Annotated in this window: 3 protein-coding genes; all 3 read left to right on the forward strand. The window is 71.0% G+C overall.

The features are described 5' to 3' along the window. On the forward strand, positions 1 to 346 hold a 346-nt coding region (locus IQ216_RS13215), incomplete at its 5' end, for a DUF6798 domain-containing protein (protein WP_193815837.1). A gap of 54 nt (positions 347 to 400) precedes the next feature. Continuing rightward, the gene (locus IQ216_RS13220) at positions 401 to 961 is read left to right on the forward strand and encodes an NUDIX hydrolase (RefSeq protein WP_193815839.1); all 561 of its coding nucleotides are present in this window, start codon (positions 401 to 403) and stop codon (positions 959 to 961) included. After that, the gene (locus IQ216_RS13225; protein WP_193815838.1) at positions 961 to 2,466 is read left to right on the forward strand and encodes an FAD-binding domain-containing protein; all 1,506 of its coding nucleotides are present in this window, start codon (positions 961 to 963) and stop codon (positions 2,464 to 2,466) included. Before IQ216_RS13220 ends, IQ216_RS13225 begins: the two co-directional genes overlap by 1 nt. The last annotated feature ends 136 nt before the right edge of the window (positions 2,467 to 2,602 follow it).

A 2,602-nucleotide genomic window follows, 5' to 3' on the forward strand; every position in this document is an offset into this window, starting at 1 on the left:
GTTGCTGGCACCACCTTCCGGCTTTGAGGACATCTCCCTGCAGACGGGCCGGCCCGGCGTCGTGCAGTTCAAGCAGATCCCCACTTCCGCCCTGGCCCTTCAGACCTGGTTTGAACGCCTCACGGCCCTCGCCGGCGGCAGTCGCGGGGTGTGGCAGGGCCCGGGCGGCTGGCAGGCCCGCGATCGGCTTCTGGCGGCCTACGGCGCCTTGCCGCCGGCCGCCCTGGGACGCCTGGCCGACGACCAGGGCGCCAGCGTGCTGATCACCAGCTCCCAACACAGCGGGCCCGAAGGCTGGGCGCCGGCCTACCGCAACGGGCGCTGGACGGCCTGGCAACAACCCTGAGGGCTGCTGATCGCCCCGAGCGCCATGCTGGGGACCAACCCCACCTCGCTTGCCATGGCGCCCCTGCCCGCTCCCGAGCCCGCGCGCCATCTCGACACCATCGCCACCCTGCAGGCCCGCAAGCTGCGCTTTGAGGTGAACCGGGTGGCCCTACCCATAGGGCTTGAGGCCAGCTTCGGCGTGATTCGCCACCCGGGAGCCTCCCTGGCGGTGCCGGTGCTCGACGACGGCCGCCTGGTGCTGCTGCGCCAGTACCGCTTCGCGGTGGCTACCAGGCTGCTGGAGTTCCCCGCCGGCACCCTGGATCCGGGCGAAACGCCCCTGAGCACGATGCGCCGGGAGCTGCAGGAGGAGGCGGGCTATGCCGCCGAACGCTGGGATCCGCTCGGCACCCTGCTGCCCTGCCCCGGCTATTCCGATGAGGTGATCCACCTCTTCCTGGCCCGCCAGCTCACGGCCCTCACCGATCAGCCGCCCGGCGACGACGACGAAGACCTGGAGGTGCTGCTGCTGCAGCCCGAGGAGCTGGAGGCGGCCCTGGCCAGCGGCGATGAATACCTCGATGGCAAGAGCGTGAGCGCCTGGCTGCGGGCCAAGCAGCTGCTGGGGCTCTGATGGCGGCGGCGGGAGCTCGCTCTGAGCGCTGGCTGTTCTGGCACCGCCGCGACCTGCGCCTGGCCGACAACCTCGGCCTGGCCGCCGCGGCGCGGGCCACCCCGGCCGTGACAGGCGTGTTCGTGCTGGATCCAGGCCTGCTAGAGGCGCCGGACCTGGCCCCCGCCAGGCTGTGGTTCCTGGCCGAGTGCCTCAGGGAGCTGGAGCAGCGCTGGCGTCAGGCCGGCAGCCGGCTGCTGGTGCTGCGGGGCGAGCCGGCCCTGGTGCTGCCGGCCCTGGCCCGGCAGCTCGGCGCGGCGGTGGTGGCCTGGAACAAGGATGTGGAGCCCTACGGCCGCGAGCGCGACCGACGGGTGGCGGCGGCCCTGCAGAACCAGGGTCAGCGGCTGCTGGTGGACTGGGACCAAGTGCTGATCCCGCCGGAGGCGCTGCGCACCGGCCAGGGTGATCCCTACCGGGTGTATAGCCCCTTCTGGCGCAACTGGCKTGCTCAGGTGGAAGCCCGCTCCGGCCAGGGGCACGCCAGCAGCGGCGGCCTGGAGCCCGTGGAAGCGCCCAGCGCTCTGCTCGATCTGGCTCCGTCCCAGCTGGCAGCGCTGCTGGAGGGCGCCAACGAGGCGTTGGCGCTCGTGCGCCCCGATCCCCACACCGGGCTCCATCTGCCCCACAGCTTCACGGGCAGCGATCTCTGCCCCTGCCGCCCCGGCGAAGCCGCCGCCCTGGAGCAGCTGCAGGCCTTCTGCGATGGCGGGCCGCTGCTGGGCTACGAGCCGGGCCGCAACCTGCCCGGTGAGGCCGGCACCTCCGGGCTGAGCGCAGCACTGAAGTTCGGCAGCCTCAGCCCGCGCCAGGCCTGGGCCGCCGCCCAGCAGGCCCGCCAGCTGGCCCGCAGCAGCGAGGCCGAGCAGTCGATCACGGTGTGGGAGCAGGAGCTGGCGTGGCGCGAGTTCTATCAGCAGGCCCTGTTCCATTTCCCCGAGCTGGCCGATGGCCCCTACCGGGCCAAGTGGCAGCGCTTCCCCTGGGAGAACGATGCCGGGCGCTTCCAGGCCTGGTGCCACGGCCTCACCGGCGTGCCGATCGTGGATGCGGCGATGCGGCAGCTCAACGCCAGCGGCTGGATGCACAACCGCTGCCGCATGATCGTGGCCTCCTTCCTGGTGAAAGACCTGATCTGCGACTGGCGGATGGGCGAACGCCAGTTCATGCGCCATCTGGTGGATGGCGACCTGGCCGCCAACAACGGCGGCTGGCAGTGGAGCGCCAGCAGCGGCATGGACCCCAAACCGCTGCGCATCTTCAACCCCTTCACCCAGGCCGCCAAGTTCGACCCGGAGGCCCACTACATCCGCACCTGGCTGCCGGAGCTGCGCCATGTGGCCAAGGCCGATCTGATCAGCGGTGCCATCGCACCTCTGGAGCGGCGCGGCTACCCGGAAACGATCGTGAACCACAAAGAACAGCAGGCCAGGTTCAAGGGGCTGGTTGCGGCACTGGGGCGCTAAGGAGGCTCGGGAAAACCCGAGCCATCCGCGCGAAAATATCCCTGTAATCGCAGGCGCGGACTGGGTTCATGGGCAGCAAGCAGCTCGGATTCGGTGATTACGAGCAGACCACGGCCAAGAAGCGCACGAGGCGCGA

This window comes from Cyanobium sp. LEGE 06143 (genome assembly GCF_015207535.1).
In the GTDB taxonomy this organism is placed as follows: Bacteria; Cyanobacteriota; Cyanobacteriia; order PCC-6307; family Cyanobiaceae; genus NIES-981.